Origin of the sequence: Streptomyces sp. GS7 (genome assembly GCF_009834125.1) — a bacterium.
Classification (GTDB): Bacteria; Actinomycetota; Actinomycetes; order Streptomycetales; family Streptomycetaceae; genus Streptomyces.
In genome coordinates, this window is sequence record NZ_CP047146.1 from 1,823,589 (window position 1) to 1,848,245 (window position 24,657).

At 73.9% G+C, this 24,657-nt stretch carries 22 protein-coding genes; 12 read left to right on the forward strand and 10 right to left on the reverse strand.

Annotation, left to right across the window (positions count from 1 at the left end):
• The first annotated feature begins 10 nt into the window (after positions 1–10).
• The 5 genes from GR130_RS07720 (at position 11) to GR130_RS07740 (ending at position 4,919) form a co-directional block, all read left to right on the forward strand.
• Positions 11–1,366 carry a glycosyltransferase family 4 protein gene (locus tag GR130_RS07720; RefSeq protein WP_159504014.1) on the forward strand — a complete coding sequence of 452 codons (1,356 nt, stop codon included), beginning with the start codon at positions 11–13 and terminating at the stop codon, positions 1,364–1,366.
• Positions 1,367–1,425: 59 nt separating this feature from the next.
• Positions 1,426–2,265, forward strand: coding sequence for a class I SAM-dependent methyltransferase (locus GR130_RS07725; RefSeq protein ID WP_159504015.1), 840 nt, complete (start codon positions 1,426–1,428; stop codon positions 2,263–2,265).
• On the forward strand, positions 2,262–3,332 hold the full coding sequence (locus tag GR130_RS07730) for a prenyltransferase/squalene oxidase repeat-containing protein (protein ID WP_159504016.1): 1,071 nt from the start codon (positions 2,262–2,264) through the stop codon (positions 3,330–3,332). Before GR130_RS07725 ends, GR130_RS07730 begins: the two co-directional genes overlap by 4 nt.
• A gap of 132 nt (positions 3,333–3,464) precedes the next feature.
• Positions 3,465–4,052, forward strand: a complete 588-nt coding sequence (locus GR130_RS07735) for a hypothetical protein (RefSeq protein WP_159504017.1) — start codon at positions 3,465–3,467, stop codon at positions 4,050–4,052.
• Between the two features lie 30 nt (positions 4,053–4,082).
• On the forward strand, positions 4,083–4,919 hold the full coding sequence (locus GR130_RS07740) for a maleylpyruvate isomerase family mycothiol-dependent enzyme (RefSeq protein ID WP_159504018.1): 837 nt from the start codon (positions 4,083–4,085) through the stop codon (positions 4,917–4,919).
• A 284-nt stretch (positions 4,920–5,203) separates the two neighbouring features.
• Here GR130_RS07740 and GR130_RS07745 read toward each other — a convergent pair whose 3' ends face one another.
• From GR130_RS07745 to GR130_RS07760, 4 genes are all read right to left on the reverse strand, one after another.
• The gene (locus tag GR130_RS07745) at positions 5,204–6,223 is read right to left on the reverse strand and encodes an LLM class F420-dependent oxidoreductase (RefSeq protein WP_159504019.1); all 1,020 of its coding nucleotides are present in this window, start codon (positions 6,221–6,223) and stop codon (positions 5,204–5,206) included.
• Between the two features lie 163 nt (positions 6,224–6,386).
• Positions 6,387–7,187: a hypothetical protein gene (locus tag GR130_RS07750; RefSeq protein WP_159504020.1), complete on the reverse strand. Its 801-nt coding sequence runs from the start codon at positions 7,185–7,187 to the stop codon at positions 6,387–6,389.
• Positions 7,188–7,398: 211 nt separating this feature from the next.
• A complete protein-coding gene (locus GR130_RS07755) occupies positions 7,399–8,289 on the reverse strand; it encodes an N-acetylmuramoyl-L-alanine amidase (RefSeq protein ID WP_159504021.1) in 891 nt (296 codons plus the stop codon).
• Positions 8,290–8,308: 19 nt separating this feature from the next.
• A complete protein-coding gene (locus GR130_RS07760; protein WP_159504022.1) occupies positions 8,309–8,968 on the reverse strand; it encodes a class I SAM-dependent methyltransferase in 660 nt (219 codons plus the stop codon).
• Between the two features lie 383 nt (positions 8,969–9,351).
• Between GR130_RS07760 and GR130_RS07765 the strand changes: the two genes are divergently transcribed.
• From GR130_RS07765 to GR130_RS07775, 3 genes are all read left to right on the forward strand, one after another.
• Positions 9,352–11,556 carry an acyl-CoA dehydrogenase gene (locus GR130_RS07765; protein WP_159504023.1) on the forward strand — a complete coding sequence of 735 codons (2,205 nt, stop codon included), beginning with the start codon at positions 9,352–9,354 and terminating at the stop codon, positions 11,554–11,556.
• Between the two features lie 16 nt (positions 11,557–11,572).
• Positions 11,573–12,766 (forward strand): lipid-transfer protein, encoded by a 1,194-nt coding sequence (locus GR130_RS07770; protein ID WP_159504024.1) that lies wholly within the window; start codon positions 11,573–11,575, stop codon positions 12,764–12,766.
• A 146-nt stretch (positions 12,767–12,912) separates the two neighbouring features.
• On the forward strand, positions 12,913–14,358 hold the full coding sequence (locus GR130_RS07775; protein ID WP_159504025.1) for an MFS transporter: 1,446 nt from the start codon (positions 12,913–12,915) through the stop codon (positions 14,356–14,358).
• A 39-nt stretch (positions 14,359–14,397) separates the two neighbouring features.
• Here GR130_RS07775 and GR130_RS07780 read toward each other — a convergent pair whose 3' ends face one another.
• The 4 genes from GR130_RS07780 to GR130_RS07795 all read right to left on the reverse strand — a co-directional run bounded on the left by GR130_RS07780 (position 14,398) and on the right by GR130_RS07795 (position 18,087).
• Positions 14,398–15,003 (reverse strand): response regulator transcription factor, encoded by a 606-nt coding sequence (locus GR130_RS07780; protein WP_159504026.1) that lies wholly within the window; start codon positions 15,001–15,003, stop codon positions 14,398–14,400.
• A complete protein-coding gene (locus tag GR130_RS07785; protein WP_236573927.1) occupies positions 15,000–16,205 on the reverse strand; it encodes a histidine kinase in 1,206 nt (401 codons plus the stop codon). The genes GR130_RS07780 and GR130_RS07785 overlap by 4 nt, the downstream gene beginning before the upstream one ends.
• A gap of 140 nt (positions 16,206–16,345) precedes the next feature.
• Positions 16,346–17,074, reverse strand: a complete 729-nt coding sequence (locus GR130_RS07790; RefSeq protein ID WP_159504028.1) for an ABC transporter permease — start codon at positions 17,072–17,074, stop codon at positions 16,346–16,348.
• Positions 17,074–18,087 (reverse strand): ABC transporter ATP-binding protein, encoded by a 1,014-nt coding sequence (locus GR130_RS07795; protein WP_159504029.1) that lies wholly within the window; start codon positions 18,085–18,087, stop codon positions 17,074–17,076. The genes GR130_RS07790 and GR130_RS07795 overlap by 1 nt, the downstream gene beginning before the upstream one ends.
• Positions 18,088–18,491: 404 nt before the next feature.
• On the opposite strand from GR130_RS07795, the gene GR130_RS07800 reads away from it, so the two are divergent.
• The 3 genes from GR130_RS07800 (at position 18,492) to GR130_RS07810 (ending at position 21,577) form a co-directional block, all read left to right on the forward strand.
• Entirely contained in the window at positions 18,492–19,376 is an 885-nt protein-coding gene (locus GR130_RS07800; protein WP_159504030.1) for a MaoC/PaaZ C-terminal domain-containing protein, read from the forward strand.
• Between the two features lie 115 nt (positions 19,377–19,491).
• Complete coding sequence (locus GR130_RS07805; RefSeq protein ID WP_159504031.1) at positions 19,492–20,568, forward strand: Zn-dependent alcohol dehydrogenase; 1,077 nt, start codon at positions 19,492–19,494, stop codon at positions 20,566–20,568.
• Positions 20,569–20,635: 67 nt separating this feature from the next.
• Complete coding sequence (locus GR130_RS07810) at positions 20,636–21,577, forward strand: 3-oxoacyl-ACP reductase (RefSeq protein ID WP_159504032.1); 942 nt, start codon at positions 20,636–20,638, stop codon at positions 21,575–21,577.
• 105 nt (positions 21,578–21,682) lie between these two features.
• On the opposite strand, the gene GR130_RS39715 is transcribed toward GR130_RS07810, so the two are convergent.
• Together GR130_RS39715 and GR130_RS07815 are read right to left on the reverse strand one after the other, a co-directional pair.
• Positions 21,683–21,853: a hypothetical protein gene (locus GR130_RS39715; protein ID WP_201304828.1), complete on the reverse strand. Its 171-nt coding sequence runs from the start codon at positions 21,851–21,853 to the stop codon at positions 21,683–21,685.
• A gap of 152 nt (positions 21,854–22,005) precedes the next feature.
• A complete protein-coding gene (locus GR130_RS07815; RefSeq protein ID WP_159504033.1) occupies positions 22,006–23,352 on the reverse strand; it encodes a hypothetical protein in 1,347 nt (448 codons plus the stop codon).
• Between the two features lie 231 nt (positions 23,353–23,583).
• Here GR130_RS07815 and GR130_RS07820 point away from each other — a divergent pair, with 231 nt between their 5' ends.
• Positions 23,584–24,612, forward strand: a complete 1,029-nt coding sequence (locus GR130_RS07820; protein WP_159504034.1) for an ABC transporter substrate-binding protein — start codon at positions 23,584–23,586, stop codon at positions 24,610–24,612.
• Positions 24,613–24,657: the final 45 nt, after the last annotated feature.

Consider the following 24,657-nt stretch of genomic DNA (forward strand, 5'->3'; position numbering starts at 1 on the left):
GGGGCCGAGCGTGACCGCAGAGGCCGTCCAGGCAGCCGCGCCCCGCCCGGTAGAGGCCGCTTCGGCCTCCGCCCCGACGGACCCCGGGCGTCCCCTGCGCATCGCGATGCTCACGTACAAGGGGAACCCGTTCTGCGGCGGACAGGGCGTCTACGTACGCCACCTCTCGCGCGAACTGGCCCGCCTCGGCCACACCGTCGAGGTGATCGGCGCCCAGCCTTATCCCGTCCTCGACGACGGGGTGACGCTGACCGAGCTGCCGAGCCTCGACCTCTACCGACAGCCCGACCCGTTCCGCACGCCCCGGCGCGGTGAGTACCGCGACTGGATCGACGCCCTTGAGGTCGGCACGATGTGGACCGGCGGCTTCCCCGAGCCGCTGACGTTCTCGCTCCGCGCCCGGCGCCATCTCGCCGCCCACCGCGGCCGGTTCGACGTCGTGCACGACAACCAGACCCTCGGGTACGGCCTGCTCGGCGGCCCCGGCGCGCTCGGCGCCCCCCTGGTCACCACCATCCACCACCCCATCACCGTCGACCGGCGGCTGGACCTGGCCGCCGCGCACGACTGGAAGCGCCGCGCCTCGGTCCGCCGCTGGTACGGCTTCACCCGCATGCAGAAGCGGGTCGCCCGCCGGCTGCCATCGGTGCTGACCGTCTCCGGCTCCTCCCGCCAGGAGATCATCGACGACCTCGGCGTACGGACCGACCGGATCCATGTCGTGCACATCGGCGCCGACACCGACCTCTTCTCGCCGGACGCCGCCGTCCCGGAGGTGCCGGGCCGGATCGTCACCACCTCCAGCGCCGATGTGCCCCTCAAGGGCCTGATCCACCTCGTCGAGGCGCTGGCGAAGGTGCGGACCGAGAACCCGGACGCGCACCTGGTGGTCGTCGGCAAGCGCGCCGACGACGGGCCGGTCGCCGCCGCCATCGAGCGGCTCGGCCTCTCCGGCGCCATCGAGTTCGTCAAGGGCATCAGCGACGCCGAGCTCGTCGACCTGGTCCGCGGTGCGCAGATCGCCTGCGTCCCGTCCCTCTACGAGGGCTTCTCGCTGCCCGCCGCCGAGGCGATGGCCACCGGGACGCCGCTGCTGGCCACCACCGGCGGCGCCATCCCCGAGGTCGCGGGCCCGGACGGCGAGACCTGCCTCGCGGTGCCGCCGGGCGACGCCGGCGCGCTGGCCGCCGGACTGCTCCGCCTGCTGGGCGACGACGCGCTGCGCCGCCGCCTCGGCGCGGCCGGCCGGGAGCGGGTGCTGTCCCGCTTCACCTGGCGGCAGGCGGCCATCGGCACCGCCGAGCGCTACCGCGAGGCGATCGCCCTCCAGGGCGGCCGGGCCGCCGCCCACACCCTTTCCCGCTAGCCGTTCACCCCGTACCGCAGCCCTCACCGCCACCCACCGCCGGACGAAAGCAGAACGCTGTGCTGACCGTCGACTTTTCCCGTTTCCCGCTCGCTCCGGGCGACCGCGTACTCGATCTGGGGTGTGGCGCCGGCCGGCATGCCTTCGAGTGCTACCGGCGCGGCGCGCAGGTCGTCGCCCTCGACCAGAACGGCGAGGAGATCCGCGAGGTCGCCAAGTGGTTCGCCGCGATGAAGGAGGCCGGGGAGGCCCCGGCGGGCGCGTCCGCCGTCGCCATGGAGGGCGACGCGCTGGCGCTGCCGTTCCCGGACGACAGCTTCGACGTCGTGATCATCTCCGAGGTCATGGAGCACATCCCGGACGACAAGGGCGTGCTCGCCGAGATGGTCCGGGTGCTGCGGCCGGGCGGCCGGATCGCGGTCACCGTGCCCCGGTACGGCCCGGAGAAGATCTGCTGGGCGCTCAGCGACGCCTACCACGAGGTCGAGGGCGGCCATATCCGCATCTACCGCGGGGACGAACTCCTCGGCAAAATGCGGGAGGCCGGCCTGGAACCGTACGGCACCCACCACGCGCACGGACTGCACAGCCCGTACTGGTGGCTGAAGTGCGCCTTCGGCGTGGACAACGACCAGGCGCTGCCGGTGAAGGCGTACCACAAGCTGCTGGTCTGGGACATCATGAAGAAGCCGCTGGCCACCCGGCTCGCCGAGCAGGCGCTCAACCCGCTCATCGGCAAGAGCTTCGTCGCCTACGCCACGAAGCCGCGACTGCCGGAGGCGGAGGTTCGGGCAGAGGCGGCGGCCGAGGCGCCTGCCGGGAAGCCCGCCAAGCGCACCGCCAAGGGCACCAAGACGGCCAAGTCCACCACCGCGTCCGCTTCCGGGGCCGCCAAGTGACGAGTCCCGGGCGTACCGAACGGCTGGTCCTGCCGGGGGTGCTCACTGCCGAACAGGCGGCCCGCACGGTCGCCGGCATCCTGGCGACCCAGCGCGCGGACGGGGCGATCCCCTGGTTCCGCGGCCACCACCTCGACCCGTGGGACCACACCGAGGCCGCCATGGCGCTGGACGCCGCCGGCGAGCACGAGCGCGCCGAGGCCGCCTACGACTGGCTGGTCCGGCACCAGAACCCGGACGGCTCCTGGTACGCGGCCTACGCCGACGGCGACGCGGCGGCGCCCACCGACCGCGGCCGGGAGAGCAACTTCTGCGCGTACATCGCGGTCGGCGTCTGGCACCACTACCTGTCCACCGGGGACGAGACCTTCCTCGACCGGATGTGGCCCGCGGTCCACGCGGCGATCGAGTACGTGCTGGAACTCCAGCAGCCCGGCGGCGAGATCGGCTGGAAGCGCGAGGACGACGGCACCCCCGTCGACGACGCGCTGCTGACCGGCTCGTCCTCCGTCTACCAGGCGCTGCGCTGCGCGCTGGCGCTCGCCGAGCAGCGCGAGGAGCCGCAGCCGGACTGGGAACTGGCGGTCGGCCGCCTGGGGCACGCGATACGCCACCACCCGGAGCGGTTCCTCGACAAGTCCCGCTACTCCATGGACTGGTACTACCCGGTCCTGGGCGGCGCGGTGCGCGGCGCGGCGGCCCGGGAGCGGATCGACGCGGACTGGGAGCGCTTCGTCGTACCGGGCCTGGGAGTGCGCTGCGTGCTGCCCAACCCCTGGGTCACCGGCGGCGAGAGCGCCGAACTGGCGCTGGCGCTCTGGGCGATGGGGGAGTCCGAGCGGGCGGTGCAGATCCTGAAGTGGATCCAGCACCTGCGCGCCGAGGACGGGATGTACTGGACCGGCTACGTCTTCGACGACGACGCGATCTGGCCGCGGGAGCTGACCTCCTGGACGGCCGGTTCGCTGCTGCTGGCGGTGGCCGCCCTGGGCGGCGACGAAGCCACCACGGCGGTCTTCGGCGGTGAGCGGCTGCCGTCCGGGCTCGCCCCGGACTGCTGCCGGTAGCCCTCCCCCGTACGGGCGCGGGCCGGCACCGGGCACCCCCATACGGCCGGTTCCCGGTGGCGGCCCTCCGGTGGGCGGGTCAGGCTGCGGACGAATGCTCCCCAGCCCACCCCAGCCCACCGGAGGCGCGCCGTGACCGTCCAGTCGTCCCCCACCCGCAACCACGCGGCCCTCCGCCGGGCCGTCGTCGCGCTGCTGCTGGCGTGCAGCCTGACCGTGGGCGCCGTGGCCTGCAGCAAGAACAAGGGCGGCTCCTCCGCTTCGCCCGGCGCCAGCGCCAGCCCGAGCCCCAGCCCCACCAGCTCGTTCGAGAAGCAGAAGTTCGCCAAGACCCGCTTCGTCGCCAACGCCGGGCTGGCGGCCGGCGCCACCTACCAGTGGATCGTCAAGCCGTACAAGGCGGGCACCTTCAAGAAGGGCGCCCAGGGCCGCAAGACCGCCCTGGTCAAGGCGGGCCTGGCCGGGGTCTTCACCTACAACCGCCTCAAGGCCGCGGTGCGCAACGCCCAGGGCGACCCCGCGCTCTCCAAGGCGCTGGCCCCGCTCACCAGCGGCATCGAGTCGCTGAAGGACCTGGGCACCAAGCTGCGCAAGGGCGAGGCCGGCACCGGCGACGTCGACCAGTTCCAGAACGTCATCAACAACGTCAAGGACGCGGGCAAGAAGAACGGCGCCGAGGTGAAGGACCAGGTGCCGAGCACCTCGCAATTGGGAGGCTGAGGCACCGGGGCGCGCAGTACGGTGCGGCCCATGACTCTCCAGGAACCGCACCAGCCCCCGCCCGTCCGCCTCCAGGGCTCGCTCGACCACGAACGCTACTGCGCGGAACTCCTCGCCGAGACAGGGGAGTTCCGCGCGGCGCTGCGCGGCGCCGACCTCTCCGCCGCGGTGCCGACCTGCCCCGACTGGACCCTGGCCGACCTCGCCCGACACCTCGGTGGCGCGCACCGCTGGGCCGGGCAATTGGTCGCCACCCGCGCCACCGCCGGGATCGACCCGGCCACCGTCCCCGGCGCCGACGGTCCGGCGGACGAGACTCCCGGTGCACTCGACGCCTGGCTGGCGGAGGGAGCCGAGCGCACCGTGGCGGCGCTGCGCGAGGCCGGCCCCGACACCGCCGTCTGGTCCTGGGCGTCGGACCACCGGGCCGGGTTCTGGGCCCGCCGGATGACTCACGAGACGGTGGTCCACCGCGCCGACGCCGCGCTCACCACCGGCGCCGGCTACGAGGTCGCCGCAGAGATCGCCGCCGACTGCATCGACGAGTGGCTCCAGGTGTGCGCCCTGCCGGCGGCGGCCGAGCGCTGGGCGGAGCGCGCCGAGGGCCTGTTCGGGCCCGGCCGGACGCTGCACCTGCACGCCACCGACGTCCCGCCCGCTCTGAACGCCGAGTGGTTCCTCGACCTCACCGGCGATCGGCTCGTCCACCGCCGCGCCCACGAGAAGGCCGCGGTCGCGCTCCGCGGCCCGCTCACCGACCTGCTGGCCGTCATTTACCGCAGGCTGCCCGCCGACAGCGACCGGGTCGAGGTGCTGGGCGACCGCCCGCTGCTCGACCGCTGGCTGTCCTACGCGTCCTTCGACTGAGGTACCGGCCACCTACACCAGCCCCCACCCACCGAATTTCCCCCCACTCACGGGAGGGGACGGGCCGGAGGGGCAGGGTGTCCGGACGTAAATCGAAGCAGTCCGGACACCCTGCCCCGGAGGCCCGTCACCGCACCCCGACAGCCCCGCGCAGCGGCCCCGCCCGCCGCGTGGGGGTACCTCCCACGCCCTTCAGGCAGTGGGGGAGCAACGGCGCCGCACCCGGCAACGTGGGAAGCAGGCAAAGCGCAGCGGAACGGTGGGACAGCCGAAAACGTGGGAGGTCAGCCAAGCGCAGCGTTCAGCTCCGCCAACACCCGCAACGTGCCCAGGTCCGGGGCGGTCACCAGGAGGTCGGTGACCGGCCCCTTGCGCCACAACTCCAGCCGTTCCGCGATGCGTTCGCGCGGCCCGATCAGTGAGATCTCGTCCGCGAAGGCGTCGGGTACGGCGCGTACCGCCTCCTCCTTGCGGCCCTGGAGGAACAGCTCCTGGATCCGGCGGGCCTCCTCCTCGTACCCCATCCGCGCCATCAGGTCGGCGTGGAAGTTCCTGGCCGCGTGGCCCATGCCGCCGATGTAGAAGCCGAGCATCGCCTTGACGGGGAGCAGCCCCTCGGCGAGGTCGTCGCAGACCGCGGCGCGCGCCATGGGGGCGATCAGGAAGCCGTCCGGGGCGTTCGCCAGCGACTCCCGGTAGACCTCGGTGCGGGCCGGCGACCAGTACAGCGGCAGCCAGCCGTCCGCGATCCGGGTGGTCTGGGCGATGTTCCGGGGGCCTTCGGCGCCCAGGAGGACGGGGAGCGTGGTGCGCAGCGGATGGGTGATGGGCTTGAGGGGCTTGCCGAGGCCGGTGCCGTCCGGGCCGCGGTACGGGTGCGCGTGGAAGCGCCCGTCCAGCTCCACCGGGCCCTGCCGGCGCAGGACTTGGCGGACCACGTCCACGTATTCGCGGGTGGCGGTCAGCGGGCTCTTGGGGAACGGCCGTCCGTACCACCCCTCGACGACCTGCGGGCCCGACAGCCCCAGGCCGAGCAGCATCCGCCCGCCGGAGAGGTGGTCGAGGGTGAGGGCGTGCATCGCGGTGGCGGTGGGGGTGCGGGCTGCCATCTGGGCGATGCCGGTGCCCAGTTTGATGCGGGAGGTGTGCGCGGCGATCCAGGTGAGCGCGGTGAACGCGTCCGAGCCCCAGGCTTCCGCGGTCCACACCGAGTCGTAGCCCAGGCGCTCGGCCTCGCGGGCGAGTTCGAGATGCCGGGGGTCGGGGCCGCGCCCCCAGTAGCCGAGTGCCAGACCGAGTCGCATGGTGCCCGCCCTCCGACGGTGAGTCATCTGATGTGGTGTCAGGTACTCGTGCGGTCCGGCGAACTGTACGGCCGTGCCGCGGACATGGCAACGGCCCCCCGCCCTGGAGGGCGAGGGGCCGCCCGGCCGGGGGCCGGAAGGACCGCGGTGCGGGTGACGGGCGTCAGCCGCGCTGGATGCCGGTGGTGTCCTGGAGGACGCCGCGCCGGCCGTCCTGGGTCTGCGCGATCAGCGCCTGGCCGCGCTGTTCCACCGCCAGATACCAGGTGCCGGGCGCCAGTTCGGCGATCGGCGACGGGCTGCCCTCCTCGCTGTACAGCGGGCGGGCGACTGGTACCGCGAACCAGAACGGCGCGAAGTCGGCCGGGCTGCCGGCGGCCTGGGTGGCGCCGGCAGCGCCGCCTGCCGTGGCGTCCGCGGCCGGGGCCTGCTGGCCGTAGGTCTGGCCGGCCTGCGGCTGCTGGGCGGACGGGTAGCCGTAGCCGCCCTGCTGCTGGGCGCCCGGGTAGCCGTATCCCTGGGTGGCGCCCGCCGCGCCGCCGTACGGGGCGACCTGCGGCCGGGGGGCGCTGACCAGTGCGGCCTGGAGCTGCGGGACGAGCGGGGTGGCCACGGCGGCGCCCGCCAGGACCAGGTTGCCGAGCAGGCCGAGGATCAGGCCGGCGCCCGGTCCCGTGCTGTCGATGAGCGCCCAGAACGCGGTCCAGGCGGCGAAGATGGCCAGCGCCGTACCGAACTGACCGAGGTCCAGCCCGGCGACCTTGCGCGGATGCGGCAGCGACCGGGCCACCACGATCAGCGCGGCGGCGATGACACCCGCGAGGAAGATGCTCATCAGCAGGTGCAGCGATTGCCAGGCGTTCATGACGCCGGACGAGTCGAGGCTGAGGAACGAGGCGATGAACAGCAGCACCGCTGCTCCGATCACCACGCCATCGCCTCGACTGAGGGAGCGGATGTTCACGTAAAGGTCCTTTGTCGGTTTCGTGTTCTGGTCGACGTCGCGTTTCCGGTCGACGCTGTCGCTGGCGCGCGGTGCGAGGCACGGCGGTGGCACCCCATGGTAAAGGGGAACCTAGCCCCGAATCCTGTGGATCGTCCCGCCGGTATCGGCGCGGCAATCACGATGGCGGAGCAGGCGGCGCGCCGGTACGGGACGTGTCGAGAAAGTCCGGTCAGCGCGTCAGGAAGTCCGTAATGCCCTCCGTGATCCCGCGGGCCGCTTTTTGCCGCCACTGGGCGTCGGCCAATTCCGCGGCGTCCTTGGGGTCGCGCATATTGCCGCACTCGATGAAGACCTTCGGCACCGTCGACAGGTTGAGACCGCCGAGGTCGGAGCGTGTGTCGAGGCCCGTCCCGTGGCCGACGTAATTGGACGGGGCGCTTCCGGTCGCCGCCACGAACCGCCCGGCCAGCCGCTCGCCCAGGTCCCGCGAGGGGCCGGTGATCGCGGAGGTGTCGGCCGCGCCGGCCTGCACCCGGGCCGGGAGGATGACGTGGAAGCCGCGGTTGCCCACGGCCGAGCCGTCGGCGTGGATGGAGACCGCGGCGTCGGCGTGCGCGGCGTTGCCGATGGCGGCGCGCTCGTCCACGCACGGGCCGTATGGCCGGTCGCCGTCCTGGGTGAAGACGACCTTGGCACCCTCCGCCCGGAGGAGCGTCCGGGCGCGCCGGGCGACGTCGAGGCTGAAGGACGCCTCGGCGTAGCCGTCGTCGGTGGAGGTGCCGGTGGTGTCGCACTCCTTGCGGTCGTTGCCGATGTCCACGAGGCGGGCGATCTGCGCGGTGTGGTCGTGGTTGGTCGGGTTGTGGCCGGGGTCGAGCAGCACCGTCCTGCCCTTGAGGCTGCCGTGCGGGTTGCCCGGGTGTGCGGAGGGGCCTGCCGTGCCGCCCTTGCCGTCGGGTGCCGGGGAGCCGGCGGCGGACGTCCCGGCGTGCGGCCGTCCGCCGCCCGGTGACCGCCAGGCCAGCCAGCCCGCGGCGCCGACGGCGACCACGGCGGCCAGCGCGATCAGCAGGGTGCCGCGCAGGCGCCGGGGCGGGGGGAAGCTGCTGCCGTTCGACACGTTCGCGATGGTAGCCCGCTCAGATTCCGGGGCCGGTGCGGCGCAGGACGTGCAGCGAGCGGTGCACCGCGACCTCGGTGAACGCGCCGGACGCCAGGGCCCTGCGGTAGATCCGGTACGGGGCCTGGCCGCCGTCCGCCGGGTCCGCGAAGACGTCGTGGATGACCAGCAGGCCCTCGGGCGCGACGTGCGGGGCCCAGCCCTCGTAGTCGGCGGTGGCGTGCTCGTCGGTGTGCCCGCCGTCGATGAAGACCAGGCCCACCGGCGCCTGCCAGAGGGCCGCGGCCTGCGGCGACCGGCCCACCAGGGCGATCACGTGGTCCTCAAGGCCCGCGGCGTGCAGGGTGCGGCGGAAGGTGGGCAGGGTGTCCATCCGCCCGACCACCGGGTCGACGACCGTGGGGTCGTGGTACTCCCAGCCCGGCTGCTGCTCCTCGCTGCCCCGGTGGTGGTCCACGGTGACGGCCGTCACGCCGGCCGCGCGGGCGGCGTCGGCGAGCAGGATCGTGGAGCGCCCGCAATAGGTGCCGACCTCCACGAGCGGCAGCCCGAGCGCCGCCGCCTCGGTGGCCGCCGCGTACAGCGCGAGCCCTTCGTCCGCCGGCATGAAGCCCTTCGCCGCCTCGAACGCGGCGAGAATCTCCGGCCGGGGTGCTGTCGGAGCCGTGGGGGCGGTCATGCGCATCCTCCTGGTGTGCGGCGGCGGTCAGTGGCTCATCGTGCCGTATGCCGGGAGCGATATCGGAACGGGGGTTCCCATTTCGCCGGCCGGACGTTTCGCCGGCGGGTGTTTGCCGCGTGCGCGGTGGGGCCCGGGAATGCCGCGAATTCGCCTGCCGGGCGCGGCGGAGCCGGCGGGCGAACGGAATAGCGGAACGGTCCGTACGGGAATTCACCGGACTGTTTCCGGTGCGCATCCGTGCCGTTCCGATCCGCTCTGATCCGCTCCGAACCGTTCCCGTCCGGTCCGGACCGCTTTCGCCTCCGCCGTCCGCGCGGCGTCCGCCCTTCCGCCGCCGTCTGACCTTCCATCAGATTGAAACGTGTTCTACTCTGCCCGCCATGGGCATCGGAATCACGCGAGACCACCGTGACCTGGCCGAGGCGGCCCGTGGCTGGGCCGCCCGCACCGTGCCGCCCGGCGAGGTGCGCAAACTCCTCGACGCCGCGCCCCTGCGCCCCGGCCGGCCCGCGTACTGGGACGGGCTCGCCGCCCAGGGCCTGCTCGCCCCGCACCTCCCGGAGGCCGACGGCGGAGGCGGCGGCACCCTGCTCGATCTCGCCGTCGTCCTGGAGGAGTTCGGGCGTGCCGCGCTGCCCGGGCCCTATCTGCCCACCGTCCTCGCCGCCGAACTGCTGCACCGCGGCGGCGCGCCCCGGGACCTCGTACGGGCCCTGGCCACCGGCGAACGCACCGCCGCCGTCGCCCTCGGCGCCGGCTCGCTCACCGCCGCGGCGGACGCCGACGGCCATGTCCTCGACGGCACCGCGCCACCGGTCCTGGCCGGCGCCGACGCCGATCTGCTCGTGCTGGCCGCGGAGAGCGCGGAAAGCGCAGAAGGCTCGGCCGACGAGGTCTGGCTCGCCGTCGACGCCCACCTCCTCGCCGTCCGCGCCCACGACAGCGCCGACCCCACGCGGCCGGTCGCCGAGGTGCGCGCGGACGGCGTGGCGGTCCCCGGCGGCCGGCGGCTGGCGCTCGACGGCGCCCTGGTCCGCGACCTGGCCGGCGTGCTGAGCGCCGCGGAGGGCTGCGGCACCGCCGCCTGGGCGGTGCACACCGCCGCCGAACACGCCGCGGTGCGCGAGCAGTTCGGCCGCCCGATCGGCCAGTTCCAGGGCGTCAAGCACCTCTGCGCCGACATGCTCGTACGCTGCGAGCAGGCCCGTGCGCTGGTCTGGGACGCGGCCCGCGCGCTGGACGAACCGCCGGAGGTGCGCGGGCTGGTCGCCGCGCTGGCCACCGCGACCGCCCTGGACGCCGCGGTCGGCTGCGCCAAGGACTGCATCCAGATCCTCGGCGGCATCGGCTTCACCTGGGAGCACGACGCCCACCTCCATCTGCGCCGCGCGGTCACCGCCCGCCAGCTCCTCGGCGGCGGCGACGGCCACCGGCTGCGGGCCGCCCGCCACGCCGCCGCCGGCGCCCGCCGCGCGCTCCGGCTCGAACTCCCCGCCGCGGCGGACGCGTTCCGGGAGCAGGCCCGGGGCGTCGTCGGCGGGGTCCGCGGCCTGGACCCGGCCGCCGTGCGCCGTGCCCTGGCCCCCACCGGCTATGCCGCACCCCACCTCCCCGAGCCCTACGGACTGGGCGCGGGCCCCGTCCAGCAGCTGGCCATCCAGCAGGAACTGGCCGCCGCCGGCGTCCGGATCGGCGATCTCGGCATCGCCACCTGGGTGGTCCCCTCGCTCCTCGCCCACGGAACCGCCGCCCAGCAGCGGCGCTATCTGCCGCCGACGCTGCGCGGCGACCTCCTGTGGTGCCAGCTCTTCTCCGAGCCGGAGGCCGGCTCGGACCTGGCGTCGCTGCGCACCCGCGCGACGCCGGCCGAGGGCGGTCGCTGGCGGATCAACGGCCAGAAGGTCTGGACCTCGGCCGCCCAGTGGGCCGACCACGGCATCCTGCTCGCCCGCACCGACCCGGACGCGCCCCGGCACCGCGGCCTGACGTTCTTCCTCGTCGACATGAAGGCACCCGGGATCGACGTCCGCCCCCTCAAGGAGATCACCGGGGACGCCCTCTTCAACGAGGTCTACTTCGACGACGTGCTGCTGCCGGCCGACGCGGTGGTCGGCGGGGCCGGCGACGGCTGGCGGGTCGCCCGCACCACCCTGGACAACGAACGCGTCCACATGGCCGACCAGTTGACCTTCGACACCGGGCTCGAGGAACTCCTCGACCGCTCCGCCGGACTGGACGCGTCGGTGCGGGCGCGCGTCGGTGCGCTGGCCGCCGAGGCGCATGCGCTGGCCTGCATCGGGCTGCGCACCACGCTCCAGCAGGTGTCGGGCCTGGAGCCGGGCCCCGGCGCCGGCATCCGCAAGCTGGTGCAGACCGCCCACCAGCAGAAGGTCGCCGAACTGGCGCTGGAACTCCTCGGCCCGGCCGGCGCGGTACGCGAGGGCGCCGGCGAACGGGCCCTGCACGGCTTCCTGATGTCCCGCTGCCTGACCATCGCCGGCGGGACGACCCAGGTGCAGCGCAACGTCGTCGCGGAACGGCTGCTGGGCCTGCCGCGGGATCCGGAGCCCCGCCCCCTCATCTGACCCCAGGAGGATTCGCATGGCTGGCAAGGCGTACATCGTCGGCGTCGGGATGACCCGGTTCGAGAAGCCCGAGACCCGCGACTGGCAGTACTGGGACATGGTGAAGGAGGCGGGCGGCGCGGCCCTCGCGGACGCCGGGATCGGCTACGAGGCGGTCGAGCAGGTGCCGGTCGGCTACTGCTACCAGCCCTCGACGGCCGGCCAGCGCGCCGTCTACGAACTCGGGCTGACCGGCGTCCCCGTCTACAACGTCAACAACAACTGCGCGACCGGCTCCACCGCACTGATGATGGCCCGTCAGTTCGTCGCCGCCGGCCTCAACGACTGCGTGCTGGCCCTCGGCTTCGAGAAGATGAAGCGGGGCGCACTCGGCGCCGGTGCGGACGGCGGAGGCTTCGCGACCTCTCCGGTGGCCCGCCACTACGGGGTGATGGCCGCCGCCCACGGCTTCGAGGCGACCCCGCCCACCGCCCAGATCTTCGGCAACGCGGCCCGCGAGCACATGGAGCGGTACGGCACCACGACCGAACAGCTCGCCGCGGTCGGCGCGAAGAACCACCGGCACTCCGCGCACAACCCCTACGCGCAGTTCCAGGACGTCCACACGGTCCAGGAGGTCCTCGCGGCCCGGACCGTCCACCGCCCGCTGACCAAGCTCCAGTGCTCGCCGACCTCCGACGGCGCCGCGGCGGCGGTGCTCGCCTCCGAGCGCTTCGTACGCGAACACGGCCTGGCGGACCGGGCGGTGGAGATCGCCGCCCAGGCCATGACGACGGACACCGAGGCGAGCTTCGTCTCCGGTTCCTGCATCGACGTCGTCGGCAAGCCGATGTCCCGGGCCGCGGCCCGGCAGGTCTACGCGGACGGCGGCCTCGGTATCGAGGACGTCGACGTCATCGAGCTGCACGACTGCTTCTCCATCAACGAGCTGCTGACGTACGAGGCGCTGGGCATGTGCGCGGACGGCGACGCGGGGAAGCTGGTCGCCGACGGCGCCACGACCTACGGCGGGCGCTGGGTGGTCAACCCGTCCGGCGGCCTGATCTCCAAGGGCCACCCCCTGGGCGCGACCGGCCTGGCCCAGACCGCCGAACTGGTATGGCAGTTGCGCGGAACGGCGGGCGAGCGCCAGGTGCCCGGCGCCCGGGTCGGGCTGGCCCACAACATCGGGCTGGGCGGCGCGGCGGTGGTGACGCTGCTGCGGAGGTGAGGGGAGGGGAAGGGATTGAGGGGAGGGGAGAGAGGGGCAGGGGAGGGGAAGCGGGCAGGCGCGTCCTACGCCTCCGGGACTAGGCCGTGCGACAGATGTCCGATGCACCGATATCCCGATGCGCCGGGCGCGCGGCGAGTGCGAGCATGGTCCGCATGCCCCCGATAGCCACCCCTTCCACGCTGTCCGCCGCCGCACGCCGGGCGGCGGCGCCGTCCTGGCTGGTGATGCTGCTGGTCTGCGCCGGGCAGTTCCTGGTCGTCCTGGACGTCTCCGTCGTGAACGTGGCCCTGCCCGCCATGCGTTCCGGCCTGGGACTGTCGGAGCTGGGCCTCCAGTGGATCGTCAATGCCTACGTGATCACCTTCGCGGGCTTCATGCTGCTCGGCGGCCGGGCCGCCGACCTCTTCGGCCGCAAGCGGATCTTCGTCCTCGGGCTGGCGCTCTTCACCGTCGCGAGCCTGGCCGGCGGACTCGCCCAGCAGCCCTGGCAGTTGATCGCGGCCCGCACCGTCCAGGGCGTCGGCGCGGCGGTGCTCTCCCCGGCGACGCTGACCATCCTCACCACGTCGTTCCCGGCCGGCCCGGCCCGTACCCGCGCCATCGCCACCTGGACCGCGGTGGGCGCGGGCGGTGGCGCGGTGGGCGGCCTGGTCGGCGGGGTGCTCACCCAGTACCTGTCGTGGCGCTGGGTGCTGCTGATCAACGTGCCGGTGGGGGCGCTGGTCCTGGCCGGGGCGGTGACCTGGCTCACCGAGAGCCGGCAGGGTGCCACGCGGCGGCTGGACGTGCCCGGCGCGCTGCTGGTGACCTGCGGGCTCGGGCTGGTGGCCTACGGGATCGTGCAGACCGAGACGCACGGCTGGGGGTCGGCCGCCGCGCTGCTGCCGCTGGCCGCCGGGCTCCTGGTGGTCGCGGCCTTCGTCGCCGTCGAGGCGCGCACCAAGGCCCCGTTGATGCCGCTGGGGCTCTTCCGGCTGCGCTCGGTCTCGTCGGCGAACGCGGCGATGGTGCTGGCCGGCGCCGCGATGTTCTCCATGTGGTACTTCCTGTCCCTCTACGTCCAGAACGTCCTCTCCTACACGCCACTTGAGGCCGGGCTCTCCTTCATCCCGCACTCGCTGAGCATCGTGCTGGGCTCGAAGCTCGCGCCGCGGCTGATGAACCGGGTCGGAGCCAAGACGCTGGCCGTCACCGGTGCGGCGATCTCGCTCTCCGGCATGCTGTGGCAGAGCACGATGACCGCCCACGGGACGTACCTCGGCACGATCCTCGGCCCCGGCGTCCTGATGGCGCTGGGCGCCGGACTGACCGCGACACCGACCGCCGCCATCGCCACCTCCGGCGCGGACCCGGCCGACCAGGGCCTGGTCTCCGGCCTGATCAACACCTCCCGTCAAATGGGCGGCGCGCTGGGCCTGTCGGTCCTCTCCACCATCGCCGCCGCCCGGATCGCCGAGGGGCACGGCCGGACGGCGCTGGCGAGCGGCTACGGGCTCGCCTTCGGCTCCGGCGCGATCGTGCTGGCGGCGTCCATCGTGCTGATGCTGCTCGCCCTGCCGCGCCGCCGGGCCGGGGCCGCCCAGGGGTGACCGCCCGGCCGGGGGCCGCGTGCCCGGTACGGCCCGCGGCTACAGCCAGCCGTTGCGGCGGGCCGCCCGTACGGCCTCCATGCGGTTGCGGGTGCCGGTCTTGCCGATGGCCGCCGAGAGGTAGTTGCGGACGGTGGCCTGGGAGAGGTGCAGCCGGCCGGCGATATCGGCGACCGTCGCACCGTCCACGGCCGCGGTGAGCACATCGCGTTCGCGCTGGGTCAGCGGATTGGGGCCGGCGCTCAGCGCCGCCGCGGCCAGCCCGGGGTCGATGACCTGCTCACCGGCGAGGACCCGGCGGATCGCCGCCGCCAGGTCCTCCACCGGCCCGTCCTTCACCAGGAAGCCGGACGCCCCGGCCTCCATGGCGCGGCGCAGATAGCCGGGCCGGCCGAACGTCGTCACGATCAGCACCTTGCACGACGGCAGCTGCGCGCGCAGGTCGGCGGCTGCGTCCAGCCCGCTGCGGCCCGGGAGTTCGATGTCCAGCAGCGCCACATCGGGCCGGGCGGCCAGCGCCGCGTCGACGATCTGGTCGCCCGCCGGGACCTGGGCGACGACCTCCATGTCCTCCTCCAGGTCGAGCAGCAGCGCCAGCGCGCCCCGCATCATTCCCTGGTCCTCCGCCAGCAGGACCCTGATCACCTGGTCAACTCCTCCGCATCCGCCATGTCGCCCGCGCCCACCGGCAGTTCGGCGGTCACGCGGAAACCGCGCCGGCCGTCGGGACCGCTGCGCAGCGTGCCGCCCGCCGCGGCCAGCCGCTCGGCCAGCCCCTTCAGGCCCGTACCGCCCACCGGGCCGGGGCCGTTGCCGTCGGCCGGGTCGGCCGGGTCGGCCGAGCGGCCCCGCGTACCGGCGGCACCGTCGGGCGCTCCGGAACCGGAGCCTACGGGACCGCGGCCGTCGTCCGTGATCGTCAGCCGGGCCCGGTCGTCGTCGGCGTGCAGCGCGATCTCGCAGCGGGTGGCGCCGCTGTGCCGCACGGTGTTGGTCACGCCCTCGCGGACCACCCAGCCCAGCAGCGCCTCGGCCTGCGCGGGCAGCGGCGGCCCGGACACTCGTACGACGGGGTCGACACCGGCCGCCTCCAGCGCCGAACGGGCCCGGTCCAGCTCGGTGCTGAGGCTGCCCTCGCGGTAGCCGGTGACCGCCTCGCGGATCTCGGTCAGCGCCTGCCGGCCGACCGCCTCGATGTCGGCGGCCTGGGCCAGCGCGGCATCGAGGTTGCGCGGCGCCAGCCGGCGGACCGCCTCGGCCTTGACCACCACCACGGACAGGGTGTGGCCCAGCAGGTCGTGCAGATCGCGGGAGAACCGCAGCCGCTCCCGCTCCACGGCGCTGCGCGCCAGTTCCTGACGGGTGGTGCGCAGCTCCTGGATCGTGTCGAAGAGGCTGAGGACCGTCGCCGTCACCATGCCGGACAGGAACGTGGCGTAGCCGATGCCGACCGAGCCCGACACGCTGTGGTCGACCTGGCCGGACAGGAAGCCGGCCGCGCCGCTGATCGCGATCAGCCAGACGCCGAGGGGCCTGCCGCGCAGCGCGCGCACCGTACCGGAGGCCAGCGACAGCAGCGGGAAGAAGAGGAACCAGTCACCGCGGAAGCCGAGCGCGATGGCGAAGGTGACGGCGGTCAGCGCGCCGAGGGCGTAGAGCGGGTAGCGGGTGTCGCGCCTGCGGGGGTTGAAGGAGGCGAAGACGACGCTGACGTAGAGGGAGTTGAAGGCCAGGAGTCCGGCGCCGGCCAGCACCGGGTGGTCGGTCCTGCCGTGGATGATGTTGGAGAACGCGCCCAGTCCCATCAGCAGCCAGGGCAGGAAGGTGTACCGGTTGGGGCCCTTCATCTGCCGCTCGGCCCACTTCGGCACCGTCGCGCACGACCCCTGCCCCTCGTCGCCGCTGCAGCCGTTGCCGCTGCCGCCGTTGCCGCCCCCGGGCTTCGCGCCCCGTGTCCGCCGCTGTGCCATCTGCCTCACGCCGTCCCTCACACCGAGCGGGCCGCCCGGCGGTACGCGTACACCGCGTAACCGCCGAAGAGTGCCAGCCAGGCGGCCAGCACCGCCACCGTCGTCAGCCCCGGCGCGCCGCCGCGGGTGATGCTCAGCCCCAGATCGGCGAAGCGGTTGGCGGGCGTCCAGGAGGACAGCGCGCGCAGCCAGCCGGGGAACGCGTCGGCCGGGAACCACAGGCCGCCGACGAGCGAGAGCAGCAGCAGGCAGCCGGTGTTGACCAGTCCGGTGGTCTGCGAGGAGAGGCGGTAGCCGTTGCCGAGACCGAGCAGGGTGAAGGGCGCGGTCCCCAGCCAGAGCAGCACGACCAGCGCGGCCCACTGCCAGGCCGCCAGCCGTATGCCGTTGACCAGCGCGCCCACCAGCAGCACCGCCCCGATGGCCGGCAGCACCGTCACCGTCCCGGCCAGTCCGCGGGCCACCACCACCTGGACCGGGCCCAGCGGGGTGATCCGCAGCTGCCGCAGCCAGCCCAGGCTCCGGTCCTCGGCGAGGCCGTTGCCCACCCCGATCGCCGCGCCCAGCCCGCCGTACGCGGCCAGGCCGACCATCGAGGAGACCTTCCACGCCATCGGCGCGCCACCGGGGCCCGCGCCGATCTTGGTGAACAGCAGGTACATCAGCACCGGCATCCCGACACCGAAGATCACAAAGCCCTTGTCGCGCAGCGTGCGGCGCACTTCCAGGCGGAGGTAGTCGAGCATCACACCGTCTCCTTCGGGGGCAGCGCGCCGTGGGCGGCGGGCGTACGGGCGCCCACGGCGCCGTGGTCCGTGGCACCGCGGCCCGTCGCGCCGCCGGTGTCGTCGTCGGCGTCCGGTGCGCCGGTCAGTAGGAGGAAGGCATCCTCCAGGCTGGCGGGGGAGACGTGGAGGCCGCGGATGAGGTCCAGGTGGGCCAGCGCCCGCACCGTCGCGTCGGAGTCCGACGTCCGCAGCAGGGCGCGGTCGCCGCGGATCTCCACGGCGGTCACGCCGGGCAGCCCGGACAGTGCGCCGGTGCCCGCGCCCGCGAGGTCGAAGGAGACCAGCGAGCCGCCGGCCCGCCGCTTGACCGCCTCGCCGCTGCCGTCCGCGACCACCCGGCCGCGGTCGATCACCACGATCCGGTCGGCGTTGTCGTCCGCCTCCTCCAGATAGTGGGTGGAGAACAGGATGGTGTTGCCGCGCCGCGCATAGCCGCGCATGGCGTGCCAGAACGCCCGGCGCGCTTCCACGTCCAGCGCCGCCGTGGGCTCGTCGAGCACCAGCAGCTCGGGGTTGCCGGCCAGCGCCACCGCGAACCGGACCCGCTGCGCCTGGCCGCCCGAGAGCCGGTCGATCCGGCGCCCGCCGAAGTCGGCGAGGCCGGCCAGCCCCAGGGCTTCGGAGACCTCCATCGGGTTCGGGTACGTGGCGGCGACGAAGCCGACCAACTCGCGGACGGTGACCCGGGGGATGGGCTTGCCGTCCTGGAGCATCGCCCCCACCCGGCCCGCCCGCACCGCCGCCTCCGGCTCGTCGCCGAACAGCCGCACCGTGCCCGAGCTGGGCGGCAGCAGGCCCAGCAGCATGCTGATGGTGGTGGACTTGCCCGCGCCGTTGCGCCCGAGCAGTGCCACCGTCTCGCCCTGGGCGATCTCCAGGTCCAGCCCGGCCACGGCACGCACCGCGCCGTAGTTCCGGGTCACCCCGGAGAATCCCACCGCCGTGCCTCCCGGCACCGCCGTCCCCGTCATGGCCGCCCTCCCCGTTGCGCCGGCGCGCTCGCCGCGCCGGCCGTGCTCGTCCTCGGACGACGCCCCACCGGCGTCGTGCCCATGACGCTACGGACGTCCGCCGCCGGGCGGCAGGTGCGAATGTGCGGGATCCGCCCTGACAAATGTCACGGTCCGCCGGGCGGCACCGCACCGCGGCACGTCCGCGCCTTCGCCCGCCCTCCCCGTATCTGACAATCCGTCAGAGGTCTTCCGGGTGCGGCGCGCATCGGCTATACATGAGGGCCATCGGCTAGAACGCGTTCTAGAAGCGCGCCGGCGCGCCCACCGGACGCGGTCCGCCGACCCGATACGACCCCGGCACGGTCGACGGTGCGGACGGCCGGGCCGGGGTCTCACACCGTGGTGAAGGAGCAGCACCCCCGATGCCCATCGACGCCGCCAAGGCCACCTCCGCCGAGCCGCGGACCACCGAACTCGCCTGGGACCACAAGGACGTCCAGCTCTACCACCTCGGCATCGGCGCCGGCGCGGCCACCCCCGAGAAGCCGCACCCCGCCACCGACCCGGACGAGCTCCGCTACACCCTGGAGAGCGCGCTGCACGTCCTGCCCAGCTTCGCCACCGTCGCCGGCGGCGGCATGGCGCTCGCCGGCGGACTCTCCGCCCCCGGTATCGACGTCGACCTGGCCGCCGTCCTGCACGGCGGGCAGACCGTCACCGTGCACCGCGCCCTGCCCGTCACCGGCCGGGCCACCCAGACCTCGACCGTGCCCGCCGTCTACGACAAGGGCAAGGCCGCCGTCATCGTGCTGCGCTCCGAAGTGGCCGACGGCGACGGCCCGCTGTGGACCTGCGACACCCAGATCTTCGTCCGCGGCGAGGGGGGCTTCGGCGGCGAACGCGGGCCCTCCGCACGCCTCGAACCGCCCGAGCGGGCACCCGACCTGACCACCGAGCGGCTCATCCGCGAGGACCAGGCGCTGCTCTACCGCCTGTCCGGCGACTGGAACCCGCTGCACGCCGACCCCGAGTTCGCCAGGCTCGCCGGGTTCGACCGGCCGATCCTGCACGGGCTGTGCTCGTACGGGGTCACGCTGAAGGCGGTCGTCGACACGGCGCTGGGCGGCGACGTCGGGCGGGTCCGCTCGTACACCACCCGCTTCGCCGGGGTGGTCTTCCCGGGGGAGACGCTGCGCATCCACGTCTGGCGGGACGCCCCCGAGGCGGGCCGCCTCCAGGTGTCGGTCACCGCGGCCGACCGCGACGACGCCCCGGTGCTGGCGGACACCGTGATCGCGTACCGCTAGGCCCTGCCCGGTGGGTCGGGGTCGGGCAGGCCCCAGGTCCTGCCCGAGGGGCGACGGCCGGGACATCCGGTCGCCGTTTGTTGCCGTGAAGCCGCGAGAGGAGCCGTGAGTGCGCATGCGCGCAGCCGTACTGCACGAGACGGGACAGGACAAGCTCGACGTGCTCGACGACGTCGAGGCGACGGGGTTCGGGCCGGGGAAGGTCCGGATACGCATCCGGGCCACCGGGCTGTGCCACTCCGATCTCTCCGCGATGAACGGGGTGTTGCCGCAGCCCGCGCCGTTCGTCCCCGGCCACGAGGGCGCCGGCGAGATCCTCGATGTCGGCGACGGGGTCGGCGGACTGCGGCAGGGCGACCGGGTCCTGATGTGCTGGCTGCCCGCCTGCGGCGGCTGCCCGTCCTGCAAGCGGGGCCAGACGCACCTGTGCCTGGCCGGGTTCATGAACGCCGGCACGCCCAACTTCCGGCGCCCCGGCGGGGAGGTCTTCGGCTTCGCCGGGACCGGGACCTTCGCCGAGGAGGTCGTGGTGGCCGCCGACTGCGCGGTCCCCATCCCGGACGACGTCCCGTACGAGATCGCCGCGCTGATCGGCTGCGGGGTCACCACCGGGCTCGGCGCCGCCCTCAACACCGCGAAGGTGGAGGCCGCGTCGTCGGTCGCGGTGATCGGCTGCGGCGGCGTCGGCATCTCCGTCATCCAGGGCGCGCGGGCCTGCGGCGCCGCGCAGATCGTCGCCGTCGACCCGGTGGCCGCCCGCCGCGAGGCCGCCCTCCGCTTCGGCGCCACCGAGGCCGTGGCGCCGGACGAACTCGCCGACGCCAAGGCCCGGATCACCGGGGGAGAGGGCTTCGACTACGTCTTCGAGGTCGTCGGCAAGTCGGCCACCACCCGCACCGCGTACGAGACGACCCGGCGCGGCGGCACCCTGTGCGTGGTCGGCGCGGGCGCGCTGGACGACACCTTCCAGGTCAACATGTTCGAGCTGTTCTTCGACGAGAAGCGGATCCTGCCGTCGCTGTACGGGGGCGGCGACGTGCTGCGGTCCTACGAGCGGGCCATCGCGCTGTGGCGGGCCGGCCGGATCGACCTCGAAGGGCTGATCACCCACCGCGTCCGGCTCGCCGAGATCAACGACGCCCTCGACCAGATGCGTTCGGGAACCTCGCTCCGCACCTGCATCGAGATCTGACACCGACCGCCGTGCGGGACGACAGGACGGGTCGGGACAGGGCATGACAGGACAGGAGGGGACACGCATGGCACAGCCACTGGAGGGCCTGACCGCGATCGTCACCGGCGCCGGACGCGGTCTGGGCCGGGCCGAGGCCCTGGAACTCGCCCGCCTCGGCGCCCGGGTCGTCGTCAACGACTTCGGTCAGCCCGGCCGGGACGGTTCGGGCACCGCCTCGGCCGCCCCCGCCGAGGAGGCCGCCGCAGCGATCCGCGCGGCGGGCGGGCAGGCGGTCGCCCACCTCGGCGACGTCGCCGACCACCAACAGGCCGAAGAACTCGTCCGGTTGGCGATCGACACCTACGGCCGGCTGGACATCCTGGTCAACAACGCGGGGATCCTCCGGGACCGGATGGTGTTCTCGATGACCGAGGACGAGTGGGACTCGGTGATCCGCGTCCACCTCAAGGGGCACTTCAACACCACCCACTTCGCCGCCGCACACTGGCGCGCCCGCTCCAAGGAGGCCGGCGGCCCGGTCTTCGGCCGGATCGTCAACACCTCGTCCGAGGCGTTCCTCGCCGGCTCGGCCGGCCAGCCCAACTACGCGGCGGCCAAGGGCGGCATCGTCGGCCTCACCACGTCCACGGCGCTGGCGCTGGCCAAGTACGGCGTGACCGCGAACGCGATCTGCCCGCGCGCCCGCACCCGGATGACCGAGGACGTCTTCGCCGGATTCCAGGTCCCGGACGACGGCGGCCTCGACCCGCTGGCACCCGAGCACGTCGCGCCGCTGGTCGGCTATCTGGCCTCGCCGGCCGCCGCCCGGGTCAACGGCCAGCTGCTGGTCGTCCACGGCGGGATGGTCGCGATCGCCGAACGCCCCCGGATCGCCGCCAAGTTCGACACCGCCAAGGAGGTCTTCAGCTACGAGGAGCTGGACGGCCTGCTGACGCCGTACTACGCCGAGCGCCCGGCGCACGAGACCTTCGCGGCGGCCGAGGTGCTGGGCCTCAAGCACGGCTGACGGCCGGTCCGTTCGGGTGCGGACCGGTGCACGCACGGAAACGGCCGCGGCCGCCGCCCGCGGGAAGCGGTGCGTCGGCCGCGGCCGTCGGCGTCGGGTGGGTCCTCAGGCGGTCTGCGCCTGCTGGTCCCGGCGGTGCCGGCCGTGCACGGCGGCCTGGGCCTCCTCGCTGGAGGAAGCCTGGCCGCGGTGCTTGCCGGCGCCTGCGGCCTCGGCGGCCTGGGCGGAGGCCACCTGGGGGCGCGCCTGGGTCGTGTCGGTTCGGGCTTCGGACATGGAAAGAGTCACTCCGTCAGATCGCTTGCAGCTGTACGCGTCGGGACCTCCCCCAGCTACCGCCGGGGCGAAACCCGTGCGGCGCTGTCGGTGGCCGGGTCAACCGGCTGCGTAGCCCCCGCCTGAATAGTAACTGGGCGGAAACCAGCGCTTCACCGGGCCTCCCGGGCCCCGAGAGGTGCCTGTTGCAGGGGCACTGGCCTGCACAATCGGGGATGCGTGGCACTGGTGTGCGGTTCCGTGTCGATGACCTTGAGATGTGGAGATGCTGTGGAGTCGATACCGGTATGCGCAGCATCCGGGACAATCCCGCCCCCGGAATGCGTGATTCCTGATCCGTTCACCGCGGCGACCGGCACCGCGGCGACCGGCACCGCGGCGACCGGCACCGCGGCGACCGGCACCGCGACCGGCCGTACGGCATCGACCGTCCCCACGGCCGCGGCCTGCCCCACGACCGGCCCGGCGGCCACCCGCACCGCGACCGGCTCCGGCGGTACGGTCATCCGCGCCATCCCGCACGGCACCGCGTCCGTCGCGTAGGGCAGCAGGAGTTCACCGTCCCGCGTCCACAGCCCGGCGCCCGCCAGCCAGCCCTCCGGCGCCCGGAACTGCCGCAACCGCCGCCCCGCGGGCCGCCATACGCCCAGCCACGTCCCGCTCGCGGCGTCGATCCGGAACGCCACCGCACAGCTCTCCGGAAGCAGCATCCGCCCCGGCTGCAGCGCGAACGGCGTCACCGCCATGCCGGGAGCCCGCAGGCACTCCGGGAAGCGCACCGGCAGGCTGCTGCCGAGCACGCCCCAGCCCAGCCGGTCGTGCCCCGGGGCGTCGGACCGGACGAGCAGCAGCCCGCTGTCCGGATCGGCCAGCAGCAGGCGGTCGTTGCTCCGCTCGGTGATCTGGAGCAGCGGACTGGCCGGGCAGCCGCGCGCCAGGTCGACCACCACGGTCTTGGTCCGGCCGTCCAGCTCCCGGTCCAGCGCCAGCAGCCGCCCGTCGTGGTCCAGCCAGGCGCCGCCCGTGCAGCGCCCCGGCACCACGGCGACCCGCTCCGGCCCGGCCGCGCCGCCGTGCACCAGCCACAGCGCGGTGCCCCGTGTGCCGGGCGCCAGCGCATAGCCGAGCGTCCCGCGCGGGGTGGGCGGCAGCAGCGTCAGGGTGTCCGCCGGCACCGCGCCGAGCAGGACCTCCCGGGTCCCGGGGTCGGTCGGGTAGAGCAGGGAGACGGTGAAGCGGTCGGCGACCCGGCGCAGGAGCAGCACCCGGCCGTCCGCGAGCGGCAGCAGTTCGCTGTCCGGCTCCTCGGGCTGGCTGCCCGGCAGGGGTACCGCGTACGGCTCCGGGCCGCCGATCGTCCAGCGCTCCGGAAACCAGCTCCCGGCGGCGTCGTCGTGACGCGCGAGCCGGGCGGCGTACGAGCCGTCGGCGGTGATCGTCAGCGCCGCGCGGTGCGGGCTGTCGAGCGATGTGGCGTCCTCACTGGCACAGATCGTCATCGGTGGCCACCTCCAGTGGAGGGACGTTAGTTTTCGCATTTCGGGCGGATCAACGAGAGTTGCCGGTCTTCACGCATAAGGGTGGCGATTGTCCGGTTCGCCGGTGGTGGGTGGGGTGGTTGTGCTTCGTGATTCAAGGATGCGTAAAGTCAGGGTGCCCTAAGTTGTCGCCGGGGCGTCGGAGCGCTGCGCCCGGCGGCCGGCGGCAGCCGATCCGACCTGGAGTGTGTGATGCCCCTTCGCCGCCGAGCCGCCGCCCTGTCCCTCGCCGCAGCCGGCGCCCTCGCGCTCGCCGGCTGCGGCTCGGCCGGGCCGACGGGCGGCAGCGACCACGGCGCCGGCTCCCAGTCCGTTGCCCAGGGCGGCAAGGACTTCGGCAAGGCCGCCGAGGAGACCGCGAAGATGGGCACCGACGCCGCGCCGGGCCACTTCCCGCGCACCGTCCGCCACGCGATGGGCACCACCACCCTCCGCTCCGCGCCGAAGCGCGTCATCGTCCTCGACGTCGGCGAACTCGACAACGTCGTCTCGCTCGGCATCAAGCCGGTCGGCTACGCACCCACCGAGGGCGACAAGGCCATCCCGGACTACCTGAAGAAGGACGCCGGCGACCCCGAGAGCGTCGGCACCGTCAACGGCCTCAACCTGGAGGCCGTCAACCGCCTCAGGCCCGACCTCATCCTGGGCAGCAGGCTGCGCGCCGAGAAGCAGTACCAGCAGCTCAGCAAGATCGCCCCGACCGTCTTCTCGATCCGCCCCGGCTACACCTGGAAGCAGAACTACCTGCTCAACGCCGCCGCCCTCGACAAGACCTCCGAGGCCGAGGCGAAGCTCGCCGCCTACGAGGCCACGGCGAGAAGGCTCGGCCAGGACATCGGCCCGAAGAAGCCGACCGTGACGATGCTGCGGTACATGCCGCAGTTCACCCGCCTCTACGCCCAGCGCTCCTTCATCGGCACCGTCCTGAAGGACGTCGGCCTGCCCCGCCCCGAGAACCAGCGGGCCGACGACCTCGCCACCGAGGTCGGACCGGAGAACATCGACCAGGCCGACGCCGACTGGATCTTCACCGGCGTCTACGGCGACCCCGGGTCCACCAAGCGCGACACCGCCGAGCGGAACCCGCTCTGGAAGAACCTCAAGGCGGTCAGGGACGGCCACGCGAGGAACGTGAAGGACGAGACCTGGTACCTCGGCCTCGGCGTCACCGCCGCCGACGGCGTCCTGGACGACCTGCGCGGCTTCCTCGTCCGGCACTGACCGCCCGGCACCGACCCGCGCGGACCCGGTGCCCGGTGCCCTCGG

What these genes read in the sequence shown, in the direction of transcription:
- GR130_RS07740 (WP_159504018.1), top strand. Translation starts at nt 4,083, where the DNA reads ATGACTCTCCAGGAACCGCACCAGCCCCCGCCCGTCCGCCTCCAGGGC.
- GR130_RS07745 (WP_159504019.1), bottom strand. Translation starts at nt 6,223, where the DNA reads ATGCGACTCGGTCTGGCACTCGGCTACTGGGGGCGCGGCCCCGACCCC.
- GR130_RS07760 (WP_159504022.1), bottom strand. Translation starts at nt 8,968, where the DNA reads ATGACCGCCCCCACGGCTCCGACAGCACCCCGGCCGGAGATTCTCGCC.
- GR130_RS07765 (WP_159504023.1), top strand. Translation starts at nt 9,352, where the DNA reads ATGGGCATCGGAATCACGCGAGACCACCGTGACCTGGCCGAGGCGGCC.
- GR130_RS07770 (WP_159504024.1), top strand. Translation starts at nt 11,573, where the DNA reads ATGGCTGGCAAGGCGTACATCGTCGGCGTCGGGATGACCCGGTTCGAG.
- GR130_RS07775 (WP_159504025.1), top strand. Translation starts at nt 12,913, where the DNA reads ATGGTCCGCATGCCCCCGATAGCCACCCCTTCCACGCTGTCCGCCGCC.
- GR130_RS07785 (WP_236573927.1), bottom strand. Translation starts at nt 16,205, where the DNA reads ATGAAGGGCCCCAACCGGTACACCTTCCTGCCCTGGCTGCTGATGGGA.
- GR130_RS07790 (WP_159504028.1), bottom strand. Translation starts at nt 17,074, where the DNA reads ATGCTCGACTACCTCCGCCTGGAAGTGCGCCGCACGCTGCGCGACAAG.
- GR130_RS07795 (WP_159504029.1), bottom strand. Translation starts at nt 18,087, where the DNA reads ATGACGGGGACGGCGGTGCCGGGAGGCACGGCGGTGGGATTCTCCGGG.
- GR130_RS07800 (WP_159504030.1), top strand. Translation starts at nt 18,492, where the DNA reads ATGCCCATCGACGCCGCCAAGGCCACCTCCGCCGAGCCGCGGACCACC.
- GR130_RS07805 (WP_159504031.1), top strand. Translation starts at nt 19,492, where the DNA reads ATGCGCGCAGCCGTACTGCACGAGACGGGACAGGACAAGCTCGACGTG.
- GR130_RS07810 (WP_159504032.1), top strand. Translation starts at nt 20,636, where the DNA reads ATGGCACAGCCACTGGAGGGCCTGACCGCGATCGTCACCGGCGCCGGA.
- GR130_RS39715 (WP_201304828.1), bottom strand. Translation starts at nt 21,853, where the DNA reads ATGTCCGAAGCCCGAACCGACACGACCCAGGCGCGCCCCCAGGTGGCC.
- GR130_RS07815 (WP_159504033.1), bottom strand. Translation starts at nt 23,352, where the DNA reads ATGACGATCTGTGCCAGTGAGGACGCCACATCGCTCGACAGCCCGCAC.
- GR130_RS07820 (WP_159504034.1), top strand. Translation starts at nt 23,584, where the DNA reads ATGCCCCTTCGCCGCCGAGCCGCCGCCCTGTCCCTCGCCGCAGCCGGC.